The sequence below is a fragment of the Nocardia arthritidis NBRC 100137 genome (genome assembly GCF_001612765.1).
Taxonomy (GTDB): Bacteria; Actinomycetota; Actinomycetes; order Mycobacteriales; family Mycobacteriaceae; genus Nocardia; species Nocardia arthritidis.
Genome location: NZ_BDBB01000034.1, coordinates 85,329 through 102,614 on the forward strand (window position 1 = coordinate 85,329; position 17,286 = coordinate 102,614).

General features: G+C 68.9%; 18 protein-coding genes. 8 read left to right on the plus strand and 10 right to left on the minus strand.

Annotation, left to right across the window (positions count from 1 at the left end; translation table 11 throughout):
• Window positions 1-46 precede the first annotated feature (46 nt).
• Complete coding sequence (locus NA8_RS33975) at window positions 47-196, plus strand: hypothetical protein (RefSeq protein WP_157106860.1); 150 nt, start codon at window positions 47-49, stop codon at window positions 194-196.
• 43 nt (window positions 197-239) lie between these two features.
• Here NA8_RS33975 and NA8_RS23025 read toward each other — a convergent pair whose 3' ends face one another.
• The 3 genes from NA8_RS23025 to NA8_RS23035 form a co-directional block, all read right to left on the minus strand.
• Window positions 240-1,718, minus strand: a complete 1,479-nt coding sequence (locus NA8_RS23025) for a DHA2 family efflux MFS transporter permease subunit (RefSeq protein WP_063052425.1) — start codon at window positions 1,716-1,718, stop codon at window positions 240-242.
• A gap of 11 nt (window positions 1,719-1,729) precedes the next feature.
• Window positions 1,730-2,434 carry a PadR family transcriptional regulator gene (locus NA8_RS23030; RefSeq protein ID WP_063052426.1) on the minus strand — a complete coding sequence of 235 codons (705 nt, stop codon included), beginning with the start codon at window positions 2,432-2,434 and terminating at the stop codon, window positions 1,730-1,732.
• Window positions 2,435-2,933: 499 nt separating this feature from the next.
• Window positions 2,934-3,821 carry a glycine betaine ABC transporter substrate-binding protein gene (locus NA8_RS23035; RefSeq protein WP_063052427.1) on the minus strand — a complete coding sequence of 296 codons (888 nt, stop codon included), beginning with the start codon at window positions 3,819-3,821 and terminating at the stop codon, window positions 2,934-2,936.
• 242 nt (window positions 3,822-4,063) lie between these two features.
• On the opposite strand from NA8_RS23035, the gene NA8_RS23040 reads away from it, so the two are divergent.
• The 4 genes from NA8_RS23040 to NA8_RS23055 are packed head-to-tail and all read left to right on the plus strand — an operon-like array spanning window position 4,064 to window position 7,498.
• A complete protein-coding gene (locus NA8_RS23040; RefSeq protein ID WP_439957412.1) occupies window positions 4,064-4,948 on the plus strand; it encodes an ABC transporter substrate-binding protein in 885 nt (294 codons plus the stop codon).
• Between the two features lie 13 nt (window positions 4,949-4,961).
• A complete protein-coding gene (locus tag NA8_RS23045; RefSeq protein WP_063052428.1) occupies window positions 4,962-6,110 on the plus strand; it encodes an ABC transporter ATP-binding protein in 1,149 nt (382 codons plus the stop codon).
• Window positions 6,111-6,116: 6 nt separating this feature from the next.
• On the plus strand, window positions 6,117-6,785 hold the full coding sequence (locus NA8_RS23050; protein WP_063052429.1) for an ABC transporter permease: 669 nt from the start codon (window positions 6,117-6,119) through the stop codon (window positions 6,783-6,785).
• A complete protein-coding gene (locus NA8_RS23055) occupies window positions 6,782-7,498 on the plus strand; it encodes an ABC transporter permease (RefSeq protein WP_063052430.1) in 717 nt (238 codons plus the stop codon). The genes NA8_RS23050 and NA8_RS23055 overlap by 4 nt, the downstream gene beginning before the upstream one ends.
• A gap of 80 nt (window positions 7,499-7,578) precedes the next feature.
• On the opposite strand, the gene NA8_RS23060 is transcribed toward NA8_RS23055, so the two are convergent.
• From NA8_RS23060 to NA8_RS23075, 4 genes are all read right to left on the minus strand, one after another.
• Window positions 7,579-8,775, minus strand: a complete 1,197-nt coding sequence (locus NA8_RS23060; RefSeq protein WP_063052431.1) for an NAD(P)-dependent malic enzyme — start codon at window positions 8,773-8,775, stop codon at window positions 7,579-7,581.
• Window positions 8,776-9,282: 507 nt separating this feature from the next.
• Entirely contained in the window at window positions 9,283-10,815 is a 1,533-nt protein-coding gene (locus NA8_RS23065; RefSeq protein ID WP_063052432.1) for an FAD-dependent oxidoreductase, read from the minus strand.
• A gap of 51 nt (window positions 10,816-10,866) precedes the next feature.
• The gene (locus tag NA8_RS23070; RefSeq protein WP_063052433.1) at window positions 10,867-11,133 is read right to left on the minus strand and encodes a hypothetical protein; all 267 of its coding nucleotides are present in this window, start codon (window positions 11,131-11,133) and stop codon (window positions 10,867-10,869) included.
• On the minus strand, window positions 11,130-11,984 hold the full coding sequence (locus tag NA8_RS23075) for a PHP domain-containing protein (RefSeq protein ID WP_084467025.1): 855 nt from the start codon (window positions 11,982-11,984) through the stop codon (window positions 11,130-11,132). The genes NA8_RS23070 and NA8_RS23075 overlap by 4 nt, the downstream gene beginning before the upstream one ends.
• A gap of 75 nt (window positions 11,985-12,059) precedes the next feature.
• Here NA8_RS23075 and NA8_RS23080 point away from each other — a divergent pair, with 75 nt between their 5' ends.
• On the plus strand, window positions 12,060-13,139 hold the full coding sequence (locus NA8_RS23080) for a magnesium and cobalt transport protein CorA (RefSeq protein ID WP_218019496.1): 1,080 nt from the start codon (window positions 12,060-12,062) through the stop codon (window positions 13,137-13,139).
• 12 nt (window positions 13,140-13,151) lie between these two features.
• On the opposite strand, the gene NA8_RS23085 is transcribed toward NA8_RS23080, so the two are convergent.
• Genes NA8_RS23085 through NA8_RS23095 form a run of 3 tightly spaced genes read right to left on the minus strand, consistent with a single transcriptional unit; the run spans window position 13,152 to window position 15,197 of the window.
• On the minus strand, window positions 13,152-13,733 hold the full coding sequence (locus NA8_RS23085) for a suppressor of fused domain protein (protein ID WP_084467027.1): 582 nt from the start codon (window positions 13,731-13,733) through the stop codon (window positions 13,152-13,154).
• Between the two features lie 3 nt (window positions 13,734-13,736).
• Window positions 13,737-14,228, minus strand: coding sequence for a YflT domain-containing protein (locus NA8_RS23090; protein WP_063052436.1), 492 nt, complete (start codon window positions 14,226-14,228; stop codon window positions 13,737-13,739).
• A gap of 12 nt (window positions 14,229-14,240) precedes the next feature.
• Window positions 14,241-15,197 (minus strand): HpcH/HpaI aldolase/citrate lyase family protein, encoded by a 957-nt coding sequence (locus NA8_RS23095; RefSeq protein WP_063052447.1) that lies wholly within the window; start codon window positions 15,195-15,197, stop codon window positions 14,241-14,243.
• A 62-nt stretch (window positions 15,198-15,259) separates the two neighbouring features.
• Between NA8_RS23095 and NA8_RS23100 the strand changes: the two genes are divergently transcribed.
• Both NA8_RS23100 and NA8_RS23105 read left to right on the plus strand, forming a co-directional pair.
• A complete protein-coding gene (locus NA8_RS23100) occupies window positions 15,260-16,540 on the plus strand; it encodes a magnesium transporter MgtE N-terminal domain-containing protein (protein WP_063052437.1) in 1,281 nt (426 codons plus the stop codon).
• A 103-nt stretch (window positions 16,541-16,643) separates the two neighbouring features.
• The gene (locus NA8_RS23105) at window positions 16,644-17,228 is read left to right on the plus strand and encodes a DUF1003 domain-containing protein (RefSeq protein WP_063052438.1); all 585 of its coding nucleotides are present in this window, start codon (window positions 16,644-16,646) and stop codon (window positions 17,226-17,228) included.
• The last annotated feature ends 58 nt before the right edge of the window (window positions 17,229-17,286 follow it).

A 17,286-nucleotide genomic window follows, 5' to 3' on the forward strand; every position in this document is an offset into this window, starting at 1 on the left:
CATTCGGGCAGAGTCGCCTACGAGGACTGGGGTGTCGAATAATCGCGTGGATTCTATCGAGGTCCACGTACTCGACCATGTGCTCGGCCGATATCGACCACATATGAAGCTGGAGCCCACCGATTCGCCGACCGTGATCGATGTGCCGTTCGAGATCGAAATCGACTGGAGCAGACTCGACGTGCTGGCACGCTGATGCCCGCCCGGAAACGTTATCCGGACGGGCATCACACCGAGGGTCAACTGCTGAGATCGGCCTTGGCGCGTTCTTGCTCGGATTGCGCCGGGGCGGATTTGCCGTGCCGGATGAACAGCACCGAGGCGGCGACGCCGATGAGCAGGATGGCGGAGGGGAGCAGGGTGGACTGGCTCAGCGCGGTGCTGAAGGAATCCTTGACGAACTCCGGGATCGGGCCTTGGCCCGCGCCGCCTTCGGCGACCTTTCCGCCGCCCAGTCCGTTCGCCGTCATCCGGGCCGCCACCAGCGCGCTGATCGCCGCGCTGCCGAGCACCGAGCCCACCTGGCGGGTGGTGTTGTAGACGCCCGCGCCCGCACCGGCCTGCTGGACGGGCAGGTTGTGGGTGGCGGTGGATGCCAGCGGGGCCCAGATGCAGGCGTTGGCGAAGCCGGCCAGCGCCGCGGCCACCAGGAACCAGGCCAGCGACGAGTGCGGTTCCATCAGGGCCGCGAACCAGAACACCGACAGCGCGAACAAGCCGAAGCCGACGGTGGGCACGATCCGCGGGTGCAAGCGGTCGGCGAACTTGCCGATCAGCGGGGCCGAGAAACCGGTCACGATCGCCATAGGCGCGAAGACCAGCGCCGACTTGGTCGGCGACAGCTCCCGCACCGCCTGCAGATAGAAGTACGTCGGCACCATCAGGGAGGTCACCGCCGCGCCCATCGCGGCGATCGCGGCATTGGACAGCGCGAAGTTGCGGTCACGGAACAGGCTCAGCGGCAGCAACGGCTCACTCTTGGTCCTGGCCTGGTTGACCAGGAATACCGCGAGCACCACAAGGCCCGCGCCGATCAGCAACCAGATGCGCAACGACCAGTCGTAGCTGTTGCCCTCCTGGATGCCGAACACCAGCAGGAACATGCCGACGCCGCTGAGCAGCACGCCGGGGATGTCGAACTTGTGCTCGTGGGTCGGCAGTGCGGGCACCAGCCAGACCGCCAGCGCGAAGGCGACGACGCCGACCGGGACGTTCACGATGAAGATCCACTCCCAGCCGAGACCGTCCACCAACACACCGCCGAGGATCGGGCCGACCAGCGTCGCCAATCCCGCGACGCCACCCCACAGGCCCATGGCGGCACCGCGCCGGTCCGGCGGAAAGGTCCGGGTGATCACGGCCATGGTCTGCGGCGTCATCAGTGCGGCGCCGATGCCCTGCGCGGCGCGGGCCGCGATCAGCATGCCGATGCTGCCGGACAGACCGCACCACAGCGACGCCGCGGTGAACACCGCCAAGCCGATCAGATAGATGTTCTTCGGGCCGAATCGGTCGCCCAGCCGTCCGGTGACCAGCAGCGGCACCGCGTAGGTGAGCAGGTAAGCGCTGGTCACCCAGATCACCTGCGAGATGTCGGCGTGCAGGCTGGTCATGATCGCGGGATTGGCGACCGCGACGATCGTCATGTCCAGCAGGAGCATGAAGAAGCCGACGACCAGCGCCAGCAGCGCCGGCCACGGATTGCGTTGTGTGGACATCTGTTTCGTTCCTAACTCGGATTATCCGAAAAACTCGAGACGGGGTTCGCCACGGCACCGGGGGGCGGCGGCGACACCTCGGAATCGGCGGCCGACTCGGCGCCGTCGTAGGCGGAGCGTGCGCCGGTCACAGGGTCGAAGTTCTCCCATTCGAGTGCGCCGCTGGCCAATTCGGCGGTGAACTCCTTGACCCAGGCGAGTTCGGCGGCGAGCAGAGCCCGCAGATAGGGCAGGGCGATCCAGTAGCGGCGAGGGACGACATGCTCTTCGGCCCAGGCGCTCAGCATGTCGGCGTCGGCCAATTCGGTTTCCAGTACGCCGATTCGTTCGCGCAGCAGCGTGAGCGCCTCCGGCTTGGGCAGATTGTGCAACTCCCCCAGCGCCACCGGGAAGATCGGATACTCCGGGACGGGACGTCGCACGATCTCGGCGATCCGGTTGCGCAGCGCGTCCCGGCCGCGGCCGGTGATCCGGTAGGTGGTGCGTTCGGGCCGGTTGCCCGCCCGGTCGACGCCCTCGGCACGGACCAGTTCCTGGTCGGCCAGCCGGGACACGGTGTGGTACAGCGAACCGGGCCGCACCTTGACCAGCTTGTCCTCCCGCCGGGCGATCAGCGTCTGAAACATCTCGTACGGATGCATGGGCCGCTCCTCGAGCAGCGCGAGCACGGCGATGGCCAGCGGCGTCACCGATGGATGCGCCTGCCCTTGCCCCATACCGGGTCACCTCCGTTGCTGATTCGTCTCGGCCCTCGGCCGCCGCGGGGCTGTCGCCGTCCGACACGCTATCGCCGGACACCGACATGCTCCACGCTAAATATTCCACGTGGAATATACGGCTCGGAACAGTCTGCGGACAAGACCGATCCACCCGTGATGAGCCACACAATCCTCGGCCTCGCGTATCGCTTTCGCGATTACTGGCGGATACACGACGAGAGGCCACCGAGACGTCAGGTTCTCGATGGCCTCTCGATTTCAGCTCCGGCCGAAGATCGACACCGTCGGCGACCTGTCCAGCGCCGTTGCTGTTGCGAGACCGGAAATGAAGCGTGTTCGTCCGGACCGATAGAAGGCCCGGTCGCAACACTATGCCGCGGCCCGCAGCAGCGGCAGTGTCGGATACGACATCTATCGCTCGATTTCCGACAGCACCGGTCGGACGATTTCATCAGAGAGCGGATAGCCGCGCACGCCAGGCCGGAGACCCTCGCGACTACAGCGAATGCTGGTCCAACCATGCACGCGCGACGTCGCCCGGCGCGGCCCCGTCGTCGCGGACGCTGCGGATCATGGCCGCCAGCTCGTCGGTCATCAGTTCGCCCGCGACGTAGTTCAGCTTCTTGATCTGCCGCTGGTCGAGCAGGCCTTTGCGGAACAGCGGCAGCACGTTCTCGGCCCGCACGGCGTAGGCGTCGTCGGCCAGCACGGCCAATCCGTCGGTCGCGCCGGGCGTCAGCTCAGGGGGACCACCGAGAAGACCGACGTGAACCCGTCCGTCCAGCAACGCCTTCCGCAACGCGGCCGGATCCGGGAAGGCCACGGTGGCCGCGAAGTCGCACCCGTCGACGCGCTCCCGCCCGGCGGAAGGCAGCAGGCCCGGCATGGTCGCCACACCGGCGGTCAGCCCGCCGCAGCGCGGCGCGAGATCGCCCACCCTCCGCACCTTGTCCTGGGCCGCCGCCTGCGCGGTGAGCAGCACCCGCGGCCGCAGATCGGCGCCCTCGGCGCGGTCGGAGACCACCAGCCCTTCGGGCAGCGCGGCGCTCACCGCCTCCGCCACCTTCTCCGGGAGCCGAACCGTCGCGTGCTCATCGAGGTGGGCCAGCAACGCCCCGGTGTGCTCGCCGACCACTTGAACCCGGCCGGCGTCGAGCGCCGCGAGGTAGTCCGCGCGGCTGCCCAGGCCCGAGGCGATCGCGGTGCGCGCGCCGGTCCGCGCCAATGCGCCCGCGTAGATCTCGGCGAGCACCGAGGACTCGATCGAATCACCCGCGGCGACGGTGATCGACGGCGTCGGCTCGTTCCCGCAGGATACGGCCAAGGCGACCGAAGCGACGACCAGCAACCGAGCCAGCACCCGCTGTGACGCGGCCAACACCATCCGGCGACACCAACCCTCCGACGAATCGACACAGCCAACGGGAAAACCCGGAAGCGGGCAGTATGGACACCCAGAATGTACCGGCGGCCGTTCGGTGCCCAGCCCGCGCCCGCCGTCCTGTCGGAAGGACTCTCGTGAAATCCACCCGCACGCCCGACGCCGCCGCGCGTCGGCGGCCCGCCGTGCGCGGCACACTACGCGCCGCGCGCGTCCTCGCCGCCGCAGCCGTCCTCGCCGCCGCGATGATCCTGTCGGCTTGTGGCGAGTCCGATCCACTCGCCGGCGGCGGCAGCTGTTCTGGAGACGGATTGATCGTCGGTTCGGCGAATTTCCCGGAGTCCGAGACCGTCGCCAACGTGTACGCGGAGGCGTTGCGCGTCAACGGCTTCACTGTGGAGACCAAGCTGAATATCGGCAGCCGCGAAGCCTATATTCCGGCGTTGCGGCAGTGCGCCATCTCGGTGATCCCGGAGTACACCGGCAATCTGCTGCAATACCTGGACAAGAACGCCACCGCCACCAGCGCGGCCGACGTGGAGAGCGCCCTCGGCCAGGCCCTCGGTTCCGATCTCGTCATCGGCGCGCCCGCGCCGGGAGAGAATTCGGACGCCGTCGTAGTCACCCGCGCCACCGCGCAGCGCTGGAACCTGAGCACCATCGCGGACTTGGCCGCGCACTCCGCGGAAGTGAAATTCGGCGCCCCCGCCGAATTCCAGGAGCGAGCGGGCGGATTACCCGGTCTGAAGAAGAACTACAACCTCGATATCGCGGCCGACAACTTCGTGCCGATCGCCGACGGCGGCGGTCCGGCCACGGTGCGCGCGCTGGTCGAGGGCAAGGTGACCGCGGCCGATATCTTCACCACCTCACCGGCCATCGCGCAGAACGATCTCGTGGCGCTGCGCGACCCGAAGCACAACTTCCCCGCGCAGAACGTGGTGCCGCTGCTCAACGCGAGCAAGAAGTCCGACAAGGCGCTCGCGGTGCTGAACGCGGTGTCGGCGCAGCTGACCACCGACGAACTGCTCCAGCTGAACGAGGCCGTCTCCGGGGCGGGCAAGACCGAGCCCAAAGCCGCCGCCGCGGCCTGGGTCGCCGCCAAGGGGCTGAACAAGCCGGTGGGCTAGGGAGGGGAATCCGTTGTCCGATATCGAATTCTCCGGTATCAGCAAGACCTATCCGGACGGCACCCACGCCGTCACCGACTTGGATCTGCGCATCGAATCCGGGTCGTTCACCGTGTTCGTCGGCCCTTCCGGCTGCGGGAAGACGACCTCGATGCGAATGATCAACCGCATGATCGTCCCGAGTTCGGGGACGATCACCATCGCGGGACAGGATGTCTCGACAGTCGATCCGGTCCGGCTGCGCCTCGGAATCGGGTACGTCATCCAGAGCGGCGGCCTGCTGCCGCACCGAACGGTCGTCGACAACGTCGCGACCGTTCCGGTGCTGCGCGGCGACTCCCGGCGCGCAGCCCGCGCCGCGGCGCTCGAGGTGCTCGACCGAGTCGGCTTGGATCGCTCACTGGCCCAGCGGTATCCGGCGCAGCTGTCGGGCGGCCAGCAGCAACGCGTCGGCGTGGCCCGCGCGTTGGCCGCGGACCCGCCGGTCCTGTTGATGGACGAGCCGTTCAGCGCCGTCGACCCGGTGGTGCGCGCCGAATTGCAGATCGAAATGCAGAGGCTGCAGGCCGAATTGCACAAGACGATCGTGTTCGTCACGCATGACATCGACGAGGCGATCACGCTCGGCGATCGGGTGGCGGTGTTCGGTCCCGGCGGAGTGCTCCAGCAGTACGACCCGCCGCAGCGCCTGCTCGCTCAACCCGCCACCGATTTCGTCGCCGATTTCGTCGGCCGCGACCGCGGTTATCGCGGGTTGTCCTTCCGCGCCGCGGACGACGTTCCATTGCACGAGATCCGCACGGCCGTGGCGGACGAGGTGAAGGAGCTGCGGCTGGACGCGGGCGAATGGGTGCTGGTGGTGGACGCGGCGAACAAGCCGGTCGGCTGGATGGACGTCACCGGGGTCGAGGGGTTGCGCGCGGGCCGCGCACTGGCCGACAGCATGTCGGCGGGTGGCTCGCTGTTCACCCCGTCCGGTGACCTGCGCCAAGCGCTGGACGCCGCGATCTCCTCGCCCTCCGGCACAGGCGTGGCCGTGGACGACTCCGGCGCCGTACGCGGCGGCGTGCTGGCCACCGAAGTGCTCGAGCAGCTGGCCGGCCAGCGCGCACGGGAGGACGCCGAACGCAACCGCCACTTCTTCGAAGAACAGGTGCGATAGGCGGCCATGAGATACCTCGTCGAGAATTTCTCGGAGATCATGGGTTTCACCGCGACCCATCTCTATCTCGCGTTGGTGCCGTTGCTGCTGGCCTTGGTGATCGCGATTCCGGCAGGTGCGCTGGTGCGGCGGGTGTCGTGGCTGCGCCGGGTCACGGTGACCGCCGCGAGCCTGGCCTACACCATCCCCTCCCTGGCGCTGCTGGTGATCATTCCTCCGCTGGTCGGCATCTCGGCCATCGATCCGCTGAACGTGGTCATCGCGCTCACCATCTATTCCACGGCGCTGCTGGTGATCGCGGTCCCCACCGCCCTGGATTCGGTGCCCGCCACCGTGCTCGACGCGGCCGACGCCGTCGGCTACGGCCCGCTGCGCCGCACGCTCACCGTCGACATGCCGCTGGCCGTGCCGGTCTTCGTATCCAGCCTTCGGGTGGTGCTGGTGACCAATATCGCGATGGTGTCGGTCGGGGCGCTGATCGGCGTGGGCGGGCTCGGCAAGCTGTTCACCCAGGGCTACCAGCGCGACTACCCCGACGAGATCATCGCGGGCGTCATCGTGACGCTCGCGCTGGCGCTGATCGCCGACCGGGCGGTGTACGCGCTGGGCCGCTGGGCGACGCCGTGGGTGCGCGCGGATGCCAAGACGGCGAAGGCGAAAGGCCCTGCCACATGAATCTGTTCCTCGACGCCTGGAACTACTTCACCGACGGCGCCAACTGGAGCGGTCCGTCCGGTATCGGGACCCGGATCGTCCAGCACCTGTGGTATAGCTTCCTGACCATCGCCGCCTCGGCGGTGATCGCGGTGCCCCTCGGCCTGATCATCGGCCACACCCGGCGCGGGGCGGCGGTGCTGGTCGGGTTCGCCAACGCCATGCGCGCGCTGCCGACCCTCGGCCTGCTGACGTTCCTTGTGCTGCTGCTCGGCCTCGGCCTGATCCCGCCGCTGCTCGCCCTGGTCACAGTCGGCATTCCCCCGCTGCTCGCGGGCGCGTACGCCGGAATCGCGAACGTTCCCGCCGACGTCGTGGACGCCTCACGCGCCATGGGCATGACCGAACGGCAGATCCTGTTCCGGGTGGAGGTGCCCAACGCGCTGCCCATCCTGCTCACCGGGCTGCGCGGCGCGACGCTGCAGGTGGTGGCCACCGCGACGATCGCCGCCTACGTCAACCTCGGCGGGCTGGGCCGGTACATCTTCGACGGCATCAGCCTCTACCGCTACGACCGGGTGCTGGTGGGCGCGCTGCTGGTGGCTGTGCTGGCGATGGTGCTGGACGGCCTGCTCGCGTTCGCGGTGTGGGCAAGCGCGCCGGGTGTGGACCGATTGCGCCGCGCGCCACGCCCTGTGGCCGCACCCGCAGCCGAGTTGACGACCACCGGCTGAGTTCGGTCAACACAGTTCCTACGACGAGGACGCCCCGTTCGATATGAACGGGGCGTCCTTGTCGGTCGTCGGAATGCGCGTTACGCGACGCCCTCGGCGCGGGCAGCCGCGGCGACCGCTTCGGCGACGGCCGGGGCGACCCGCGGGTCCAGCGGGCTGGGCACGATCTTGTCCGGACCGAGTTCGTCGGCGACGACGCTGAGGATCGCATCGGCGGCGGCGATCTTCATGCCCTCGGTGATCCGACGGGCGCCCGCGTCCAGCGCGCCCTTGAACACACCGGGGAACGCCAGCACGTTGTTGATCTGGTTCGGGAAATCACTGCGGCCGGTGGCCACGATCGCGGCGTACTTGCGCGCCACCTCGGGGTGGATCTCCGGGTCCGGGTTGGACATGGCGAACACGATCGACTCCGGCGCCATCGACGCGATGAGCTCTTCGGCGATCAGGCCGGCGGACAGGCCGAGGAACACGTCGGCGCCCGCCAGCGCCTCGGCCGCGCCGCCGGTGAGGCCGCGCGGGTTGGTGCGGGTGGCCAGTTCGGCCTTCACCTCGTTGAGGTCGCCGCGCTCCCGGTTGACGATGCCCTTCGAGTCGAGCACGGTGACATCGCGGACCCCGGCGGCGAGCAAGATGTTCGTGCACGCGACGCCGGCAGCGCCCGCGCCGGACACCACGACCTTCAGCCCTTCGATGCCGCGCCCCTGCACCTTGGCCGCGCCGTTGAGCGCCGCGAGCACCACGATGGCGGTGCCGTGCTGGTCGTCGTGCATCACCGGGCAATCCAGCGCCTCGATGACGCGCTTCTCGATCTCGAAGCAGCGCGGCGCGGAGATGTCCTCCAGGTTCACCGCACCGAAGCTCGGGCGCAGCAGGATCAGCGTCTGGACGATCGCGTCGACGTCCTTGGTGTCCAAGACGATCGGGATCGAATCCAGTCCGGCGAACTTCTTGAACAGCGCCGCCTTGCCCTCCATGACCGGCAGCGAGGCGCGCGGGCCGATGTCGCCCAGGCCGAGCACGGCGGTGCCGTCGCTGACCACGACCACGAGCCGATCGGTCCAGGTGTAGCGCTTCGCCAGCGCCTCGTCCTCCGCGATCGCGCGGCTGACCTGGGCGACGCCGGGGGTGTAGGCGATCGACAGATCACGCTGCGTCTCCAGCGGCGCACTGAGTTCGACCGAGAGCTTGCCGCCGAGATGTCCCGCGAAGATTTCGTCGTTTGTGATTTCGGACAGGCTTGCGGTGGAATTCGGTGCATCAGTCACAGGTGACACGATTTCACTCCTGCTCAGGTCGGGCTAAACCGGGGGACGGTTACCACTGGGTAATGGGTATAAGTCGTTTCACTACGCTCATCGAGTGCGCTGACCGGTATGTTTCGAGACGGATGCGAGCGAGCGAACACGACTTGCCGGTATCTCGATGGCGGGCGCGGCACTGATCCGCGAAACAGAAACCGGACGGGTGGGCCCGGACAGAACATGCGGTGTGATCTCGCGGGTCGCGACGGTACGTCGGCGAGGCGGAGACCTCCGTGATTCCCTCACCCGGCGGTGGCGGAGGTAAGGAATCCGACACATTCTGCCAGTCCGATGGGCAAGTTGCCAAACCGGTTACCCCCTGGGCCGTGTCGCGCTCCATCACCCAACGGTAGGAGGCGGGAATTACCTTCAGGTAAGCGGAAACTCCCCGTTCACAAGCCCGGCTCGGTGAGTGATCGCACCGCTGGCGGCATCGCCGGTGTGAGTCCCGGGGGCGTGGTCACGGCGCCGCGGGCGAGATCATGCGACGATATCGCGGGTCTGCTCCGGCAGGCTCGGCGGCGCGTCCGGGCGCACCCAGACGCCGCGCACGCCACCCGAGATCAGCCGCATCCGCCAGGTGTCGGACGTGCCGGGATGATCGGTCCGGCGGTGCATGCCGCGGCTCTCGGCGCGCATGAGCGCGCTGTATTTCGTCCAGCGCGCCACCGCGAGCAGTGCGGCGGCCTGCCGGGCGCGCAGCAGGTCCACACCGCTACCGCCGAGGTCGAATTCCGCGCCGGGCCACATCTCGTCGAGTTCGCCGATGCTGTCGCGCAGGCTGCCCGCGCTGCGCCAGTAGCTGCGCCGCAACGGCAAGGTGTGCTCCTGGACGAGGCCGACCACCGCTCGCGGGTCGATCCGCGCCACAGCGTTCAGCCCGGCTCCCGGCACGTCGCGCGCCGGGGCGCGGCGATCCGATGTCCGCGCGAACGTCGCCGCGGCGGTGCCCGCCCACGCGCCCGACGCGATCGCCCACGTCCCGCTCAGTCCGCCGGATCCGCTCACCGCGCCCGTGATCGCCTCCCGGCTGACCACGTCGCCCGCGGCGAACAGGCCCGCGACGGTCGTCGCGCAATCCGGCCCGGTGACGCGCAGTCCCCCGGCGCCGCGCACGGTGCCCTCCAGCACGGCCCGCAGCGGCACCCGCGCGGCGCGGTCGACGTGGTCCTGGTGCGCCGGCCGGGACCGGAAGGCGACCGGCACGTCGTCCAAGACGGCGAATACCCGCTGACCATCAGCGATGGCCGCGAGCGCCGCCGAGCGATGGCCGGGCAACTCGGCGCCGGATTCGTCGTAGAGGGGGGTGAACGGCGAGACGGAACCGCGGAGCGCGCCCGGCTCGGCCTTCCCCGGCGGGATCAGGCCGTAGCCGCAGGAGAATTCCATTCCGGACAGCTCGGCGCCCGCTTCCGCGGCGAACAACAGACCGTCGCCGGTGTCGACGTCGGTACCCGCGGCGCCGGACAGGAACGCACAGCCTCCCGTCGCCACCACGACCGCGCCCGCACGCACGGTCCAGCGCCGGAACCCGTCCTGTCCGCTCAGTCCGCCCGCGCCCGCCACCACCCCTTCGCGATCGACCAGCAATTGCAACGCGGGATGATGGTCGAGTACGCGCACCCCGGCTTCCCGCAGCACCCGGCGCATCCGCCGCAGATACCGGGCGCCGTCGAGATGCATCCGCCGTCGCGCCGGGTCACCGGCGATGCGACAACCCCACCTGGCCAATTGCTCGACCCGCTGATGGGCCTCCTCGAGCACGCGGTGCATCAGGTCCGGATCTCCCAACCCGCCGCCGTGCGCGTGCGCGCGCCGCACCGCCTCCTCCCGCGCCGGACCGGGTGGGATGTGCCACAAAGAGAGCGCACCGCGGGCGGTCGGCCCGCTCGCGCCGCAGTGCGCCTTGTCGACGAGCACGACGGTGGCGCCCACCGCCGCGGCCGAGACGGCGGCCCAGGCACCCGCGGGACCACCGCCGATTACCAGTACATCCGTCTCGAGTTCAGTCACAGAGAAAAATGTTCCGGCACAATTCACCCGCCCGCAACCAATACCCGGATATCAGCTCCACCATTGTGTCCACAGCAATAGTCCAGCAGCCAGGAAAACCATCATGGATGCGGCGCAGGCGGCCACACCACGGTGCCGGTCGGAATATATCTGCGCCGCGAGGGCGACCACCGCGGCCGCGACATGCCAGCTGACCGATTCACCGCCGGGACCGGGGAATCCGCGCCGATCCGCGAGCACAGCGGCGCCCACCACGACCAGCATGCCCACCACGGTGCCCCCGGCGACGATGCCGCTGAGGCCGCGCAGGAGTCTCACGGGGCGACCACCGGCACACCGGAGGCCTTGCCGACCAGCTTCTCGAACTGCGTGGGATCGGTGGTGTATTCACCGAGCCGGATGGTCTTGTTCGCGCCGTGGTAGTCCGACGAACCGGTGGTGAGCAGGCCGAGTTCGGCGGCGAGATCGGTGAGCAGCGCGCGGTCGGCCACGGAGTGGTCGGGGTGCGCGATCTCCAGGCCGCCGAGCCCGAGCGCGGCCAGCTCGCGGATGTCGTCGAGCGCGAGCAACCTGCCCCGCTTGCGTGCCCTGGTGTGCGCCAGCACGCTGACCCCGCCCGCGGCGGCGATCATCTGCACCGCCCGACGCAGCGGGGTGTCGGCCTTCTCGGCGTAGTAGCGGCCGTGCGGTGCGAGCAATTCGTCGAACGCCGCGTCCACGCTCGGCACCACACCGGCGGCGACCAGCGCGCGGGCCAGGTGCGGTCGCCCCGCCGATGGACCGGCCGAGGCCAGCACGGCATCGGGATCGATCGGCAGTCCGTCGGCGGCCATCCGTTCGGCCATGGCGCGCAGCCGCTCCACCCGCTCCGCGCGCAGCCGCTCGCGTTCCTCGGCGAAGCCGCGATGGGCCGGGTCGAACAGGTAGGCCAGCAGATGCACGGGCACCGGCCAGCCGTCCTCGCCGAGGCCGACACACGACATCTCCATGCCGCGGACCAGCGTCATGCCCGCCGGTAGCGCGTCGACCGCTTCCGCCCAGCCTGCCGTGGTGTCGTGATCGGTGATCGCGACGACGTCCAGGCCCGCGGCGGCCGCGTTCCGCACGAGTTCGGCCGGGGTGTCGGTGCCGTCGGACGCGGTCGAATGGGTATGGAGGTCGATGCGCACGCCTTCAAGTCTTACAGTGCGGCGGCGTCTTGCCGCACGCGCAGGCGACCTTGCGGCAGCCTGCGGCGACGTAGCATCGTCAGCGTGCCGTCCTTTTCTCCGCTCTCCTCACTCCGTGGATCCGGCCGAACCCCCGCGCACCGTTTCATCCCGGTTCCGACGGCGCAGGCGATCGTCGACTGCGCGGTGTATGTGGACGGCGAGCGCCTGTCCGGGCGCTTCACGCATGAAGCGGCCCTCGCGCGAGCCCGCGAGGAACACGGATTCGTCTGGGTCGGGCTGCACGATCCGGACCGCACGCAGATGGCCGACATCGCCGAGACCTTCGGGCTGCATCCGCTGGCCGTGGAGTACGCCTTGGAGAAGCACCAGCGGCCGAAGCTGGAACGTTACGACGACGCGCTGCTGCTGTTGCTGCGGACGGTCAGCTACGTCGAGCACGAATTGAACAGTGTCAGCGAGATCGTTGAGACCGGCGAGATCATCGTGTTCACCGGGCCTGACTTCGTGGTGGCCGTCCGGCACGGTGAGCATTCCGGGCTGGCCGAGGTGCGCAAGGCGTTGGAGGAGGACCCCGCGCAATTGGCGCTCGGCCCCGGCGCGGTGCTACACGCGATCGCCGACCGGGTGGTGGACTCCTACATCGAGGTGGCCCAGTCGGTCGAGGATGATATCGACGCGATGGAGGAGGAGATCTTCACTCCGCGCAGCAGGGTCACCGTGGAATCCATCTACCAGCTCAAGCGCGAGGTGGTCGAGTTGCGGCGCGCGGTGAATCCGCTCGCCGCACCGCTCGACCAGCTCAGTCACAAACCGGATCTGCCGGTGCCCAAGGAGGTCCGGCGCTATCTGCGCGACGTCGCGGAACAGCACGCCGCCGTCGCGGAACGGATCAACGATTTCGACGAGGCGCTCAGCGCGCTGATCAGCGCCGCGCTGGCCCGGATCGGCGTGCAGCAGAACACCGACATGCGCAAGATCTCGGCATGGGTCGCGATCGCGGCGGTGCCGACGATGATCGCCGGCATCTACGGGATGAACTTCGATCACATGCCCGAACTGCACCAGGTCTGGGGTTATCCGATGGTGTGGGTGCTCATCCTCGCCATCTGCACGGGCTTGTTCTTCACCTTCCGCCGCAACAAGTGGCTGTAGCCGGGCGACGGATCACAAGCTGGCGGCGCCGCGCCTCGGGTCGCGCACGTCGATCCCCGCCTCCTGCCACGCCTCCCGCAACGCCTGCGCGCCGCGAACGCGTACCCACGCCGCCTCCGTCGCGGTCACCGGCGTCACCGCGAAGTACCGCACCGGCTCGGCCGGGTCGGGCAGCGACACGGCCGGAATCTCACTGTCGCCGAGCAGAACCGCGGTGAACGGCGCGTCGCGCCACATCGGCTCACCCAGATCCAGCAGCGCGTCCGCTTGCAGCACAACGCCTTCCACCACCGGAGCCGCGGCGAGCACGCCGAGCGATTTGGCCAGTCCGGAGCTGGCGCCGACCCCCGACCGCAACGTCAGCACCAGCTCCGCGCGCGGCCCGCGCACCGGGTCGGCGTGCACCACGGCGGGATCGCCCATCGGATGCCTGCTGGCGCCGAGCGTCACGTAGTGCACCAGATCGCCCTCGGCGATGCGCAGGATCTCGATCGGCTCCAAGCCCAGGAAGGTGACCGACGCGGCGTCGACGTGCGCGGCCTCCACCCCGAAATGGCCCAGCACCTCGGTGCGGACCGTCTCCAGTACTTCCATGCCTCAGATCGCCAGCCGCGCGAGCATGTCCCGCGCCTGTTCGGCCGACTTCGGATCGCACAGCACGTCGTAGCGGCCTGCCACCAACTGCATGGTGGAGGCGAAATCGCGCTGACCCTTGGTGGCCGCGTACGGGATCGAGGTCGAGATGACGCCGAAGATGACGCCGCCGATCAAGCCGACCACCAGCGGCCCCAGCGCGCCGCTGGTGGTGAACAGGCTCAGCAGCAGACCGAGGAACAGGCCGAGCCAGGCGCCCGACACCACGCCGCCGCCGATCACCTTGCCCCAGGTCAGCCGATAGAGGACCCGTTCGACCTGCATCAAGTCGACGCCCACGATGGTCACGTCCTGCACCGGGAACTGGTTGTCGGCCAGGTAGTCGACCGCTTTCTGCGCCTCGACATAGGTCGGATACGAGCCGACCGGCCAGCCCGACGGGGGTGTCGGGAGGCCCTGCCGCGCGCGGCTCGAGTTCCCCAAGGGATTCGTCATGGTTCCATTCTGCTATTCCGACGCAGCCCGCGGTGGTGTGAAACGCGTGGTGCGCGTCATTCCGGCGGCGCGGCCCTTCTCCGCGATCACGTGCGCCATCTTGGCGCTGGCCTCGTCGATCATCTCGTCACCGAGCATCACCGCGCCGCGCGCGCCGCCCGCCGCCGAGGTGTGAAAGGCATAGGCGTCGAGGATCTCCTCGGCACGGTCGTAGTCCGACTGGCGCGGGCTGAAGATCTCGTTGGCCGCATCGATCTGGCCGGGGTGCAGCACCCATTTGCCGTCGAAGCCGAGCGCGGCCGTGCGCGCCGCGGCCCGCCGGAAGCCCTCCACATCGCGGATCTGCAGGTACGGGCCGTCGATCGCCTGCAAGCCGTGCGCGCGGGCCGCGAGCAGGATGGTCATCAGGATGTGGTGGTAAGCGTCGCCGGTGTCGTAGCCCTCCGGTTGTTCGCCGACCACCAAGGTGCGCATGTTGATGCTGGCCATGAAGTCCGCCGGGCCGAAGACCAGCGTCTGCACCCGGGGGCTCGCGGTGGCGATCGCGTCGATGTTGCGCAGCCCCGGCGCGTTCTCGATCTGCGGCTCGATACCGATCCGCCCGACGTCGAGGCCGCAGACCTTCTCCAGCTGAGTAAGCAGCAGGTCCAGCGCGCGCACCTGGCCGGCGTCGGTCACCTTGGGCAGCAGGATCGCGTCCAGCGCCGCGCCCGCGCCCTCGACCACGGAAATGACGTCCGCGTAGGTCCATTCGGTGCTCCAGTCGTTGACCCGCACCACGCGCAGTTGCGTTCCCCACCCGGAGTCGTTCAGCGCCGCGACGATGTTCGCCCGCGCCTCGGCCTTCGCGACCGGGGCGACCGCGTCCTCCAGATCGAGAAACACCTCGTCGACGGGCAAGGTCTTGGCCTTCTCGATCATCTTCGTATTGCTGCCCGGGCAGGCGAGCACCGAACGGCGCGGCTTCATGATCACTCCCGTCGATCGTGGCGGGGTGCGAACACCCGCCCGCGAACATCTAGCCTGACAGCATGGCAGCTACCAGGGTGTACGTCGCCAGGCTGGCCGGTTTGGCGGTGCTGGGACCGGACGGCGAGTCTATCGGCCGGATTCGTGACGTCGTCGTGGCCATCCGCTCCGACCGCCAGCAACCACGGGTGCACGGCTTGGTCGTCGAATTGCCCACCCGGCGGCGTATCTTCGTGCCGATCCTGCGGATCACCGCGATCGAACCCGGCGTGGTCACGCTGAACACCGGAACGGTGAGCCTGCGCCGTTTCACCCAGCGACCTGGCGAGATGCTCGCCCTGGCGCAGATCGTCGACTCGGTGGTGCGGGTCGAGGACCCGGACCTGCCCGATCTGGCGGAGGTGGACGTCCACGTGGTCGATCTCGGCATCGAGCAGACCCGTTCCAGGGACTGGCTGGTCAGCAGGGTCGCGGTGCGCGGGCACCGCAGGCTGGGCCGCAGGCGCACGGTGCATGTGGTGGACTGGACCATGGTGTCCGGCCTGACGCCCTACGAGATCGGCAGGCCGGGGCAGGACGTCACGCAACTGCTCGAACAGTTCGAAGGCATGCGCGCGGCCGACGTGGCGCAGCAGTTGCGCGAGCTGCCGGAGAAGCGGCGCATCGAGGTGGCAGTCGCACTGGACGACGAACGTCTGGCCGACGTGGTGCAGGAACTCCCCGACGACGAGCAGGTCGCGTTGCTCGGTCACCTGGAGGTGCGCAGGGCCGCCGACGTGCTGGAGGCGATGGACCCCGACGACGCCGCCGACCTACTGGGCGAGCTGCCCGAGGGCGAGGCCGAATCGCTGCTCGCCCTGATGGACCCCCAGGAGTCCGAACCGGTGCGCAGGTTGCTCGAGCACTCCCCCTACAGTGCGGGCGGTCTCATGACGCCGAAACCGATCATCCTGACGCCGTCGACGACGGTGGCCGAAGCGCTGGCGCGGGTGCGCAACCCGGACCTCACCCCCGCGCTGGCCTCCATGGTGTTCGTGGTGCGTCCGCCCACCGCGACGCCGACCGGCCGCTACCTCGGTTCGGTGCACATCCAGCAATTGCTGCGCGAACCCCCTGCCCACCTGGTGGGCGGCATTCTCGACACCGACCTGTCGCCGCTGCGCCCCGATCTCCCCTTGGGCGCGGTGACCCGGTATTTCGCGACCTACAACCTGGTCTGCGGACCGGTGGTGGACGAGGAGAACCATCTGCTCGGCGCGGTCAGCGTCGACGACGTCCTCGACCACCTGCTGCCCGAGGACTGGCGCGACCAGGAAGAGACCGACGAGGGGGGCGGGGCATGACTGCGCGGGGCCCCGCTCACGCCCGAAAGGACACACCGTGAGCGAGAACGACCCGACCGTGCGGCTCGGTCCGAGCAGGGCCCGCCAACGTTTGGAAACGCCGATGGAAAGCCGGTTCCGGTTCGAGTGGGACGCCGAGGCTCTGGCCCGTACGAGCGAACGGGTGGCGCGATTCCTAGGGACCGGACGGTATCTGGCGGTCCAGACGATCCTCGTGCTGGTCTGGATTCTGCTGAACATCTTCGTGGTCGCCCTGCGCTGGGATCCGTACCCGTTCATCCTGCTGAATCTGGCGTTCTCCACCCAAGCCGCCTACGCGGCGCCGTTGATCCTGCTGGCGCAGAACCGGCAGGACAACCGGGACCGAGTCGCCCTGGAGGAGGACCGGCTACGGGCCGCGCAGACCAAGGCGGACACCGAGTTCCTGGCCCGGGAACTCGCGGCGTTGCGCATCGCCGTGGGCGAAGTGGCCACCCGCGATTACCTGCGCCGGGAATTGGAAGAGCTGAAAGGGATTCTGGACCGAATGGAGTACGGGGAATCCCCTGATCACGAGACCCGGACGGAAAGCGGCGGAAAGGTCGGCCGCAAGAAAAGCTCCGGCCGAAAGCCCGCTCCAGCAGCGGTTTCACCGTCGGCAACCAGTGATCAACCGAAAATACCGAATAACGACCTGACTGGTGGGTAACCTGGACAACGTTGTCCAGAGTGGCCGGCGCAGGGGTTGTCGTGACGGTTGCTCCCAC

Bases quoted from the DNA above. Each gene is read 5' to 3' on its own strand.
- NA8_RS23095 (WP_063052447.1), bottom strand. From the start codon at position 15,197: ATGAAGCCGCGCCGTTCGGTGCTCGCCTGCCCGGGCAGCAATACGAAG.
- NA8_RS23050 (WP_063052429.1), top strand. From the start codon at position 6,117: ATGAGATACCTCGTCGAGAATTTCTCGGAGATCATGGGTTTCACCGCG.
- NA8_RS23055 (WP_063052430.1), top strand. From the start codon at position 6,782: ATGAATCTGTTCCTCGACGCCTGGAACTACTTCACCGACGGCGCCAAC.
- NA8_RS23100 (WP_063052437.1), top strand. From the start codon at position 15,260: ATGGCAGCTACCAGGGTGTACGTCGCCAGGCTGGCCGGTTTGGCGGTG.
- NA8_RS23025 (WP_063052425.1), bottom strand. From the start codon at position 1,718: ATGTCCACACAACGCAATCCGTGGCCGGCGCTGCTGGCGCTGGTCGTC.
- NA8_RS23040 (WP_439957412.1), top strand. From the start codon at position 4,064: ATGATCCTGTCGGCTTGTGGCGAGTCCGATCCACTCGCCGGCGGCGGC.
- NA8_RS23090 (WP_063052436.1), bottom strand. From the start codon at position 14,228: ATGACGAATCCCTTGGGGAACTCGAGCCGCGCGCGGCAGGGCCTCCCG.
- NA8_RS23085 (WP_084467027.1), bottom strand. From the start codon at position 13,733: ATGGAAGTACTGGAGACGGTCCGCACCGAGGTGCTGGGCCATTTCGGG.
- NA8_RS23030 (WP_063052426.1), bottom strand. From the start codon at position 2,434: ATGGGGCAAGGGCAGGCGCATCCATCGGTGACGCCGCTGGCCATCGCC.
- NA8_RS23035 (WP_063052427.1), bottom strand. From the start codon at position 3,821: ATGGTGTTGGCCGCGTCACAGCGGGTGCTGGCTCGGTTGCTGGTCGTC.
- NA8_RS23105 (WP_063052438.1), top strand. From the start codon at position 16,644: ATGGAAAGCCGGTTCCGGTTCGAGTGGGACGCCGAGGCTCTGGCCCGT.